Below are 922 nucleotides of genomic sequence, written 5' to 3'. Positions count from 1 at the left end.
GGGGTGGAGCTGTTGAGCCATGGGCCGGTGCGGCGCGGCTGGCTCGCGCGGCTGCGCGGCATTCCGGCGCTGGCGCGGGCCGCGGCGGCGCTGCGGCCGGCGGTGATCCATGCGCATGAGCCGGACAGCTGGATCGCCGCGCGGCTTGCGGCGCGGCGCTGCGGCGCACGCGTCGTGCTCGACGTGCATGAGCACTACCCGTCGCGGCTGGATGCGCGGCTGCCGGCCGTGCTGCGCCCGATCGGGCGTGGCGTGATCGCGCTGGCCTGCCGGCTGGCCGCCGTGCGGGCCGATGCCGTGGTGGTGGCGAAGGAGGGGCTCGACGGGGCCTTCGGCGCCGGCTGCATCCCGGTGCGCAACTACGCTGCCGATCCGGGCCTGCCGCCGCGCGTGCATGCGCCGGGACCGCTGCGCCTGCTGCATCTCGGCGCGCTCGGCGCGGCACGCGGGGGCTTCGTGATGCTCGACGCGCTGGCGCGGCTGCCGCCCGAGACACGGCTGACGCTGGTCGGCCGCTTCACCGACGGCAGCGAGGCGCGCTTCGCCGCACTGGCGCGCATGCTCGGGCTGGAGCGGCGCGTCGAGCGGCTCGGCTGGCTGCCGCGCGAGGATGCGCTGGCGGTGGCCGCGCGCTGCGACGTCGCGCTGGTGCTGTTCCAGCCGGGTGCGGAGAACCATCGGCTCGCCCTGCCGCACAAGCTGTTCGACGCGATGATCTGCGGCCTGCCGGTGGTGGTGCCCGACGCGGCGGAGGAGGTGGCGCGGATCGTGGCCGAAAGCGGCTGCGGCATCGTGGTGGACGCCGCCGACCCGGCCTCCGTCGTGGCTGCGGTGAGCCGGCTTGCCGACCCGCGGCTGCGGGCGGAGATGGGCGCGCGCGGCCGCGCCGCCGCGCTCGGCCGCTACGGCTGGGCGGGCGAAG

Annotated in this window: 1 protein-coding gene; it reads left to right on the top strand. The window is 77.4% G+C overall.

All coding sequences use genetic code 11. The features are described 5' to 3' along the window. Nucleotides 1-12: 12 nt before the first annotated feature. The coding region (locus L2I40_RS23780; protein WP_237217815.1) for a glycosyltransferase at nt 13-922 on the top strand (910 nt) is incomplete at its 3' end.

Source organism: Falsiroseomonas oryziterrae (assembly GCF_021864505.1).
Lineage (GTDB): Bacteria > Pseudomonadota > Alphaproteobacteria > Acetobacterales > Acetobacteraceae > Falsiroseomonas > Falsiroseomonas oryziterrae.
Note: the sequence above shows the minus strand (reverse complement) of the source record. Positions and strands in the feature narration are given on the sequence as shown.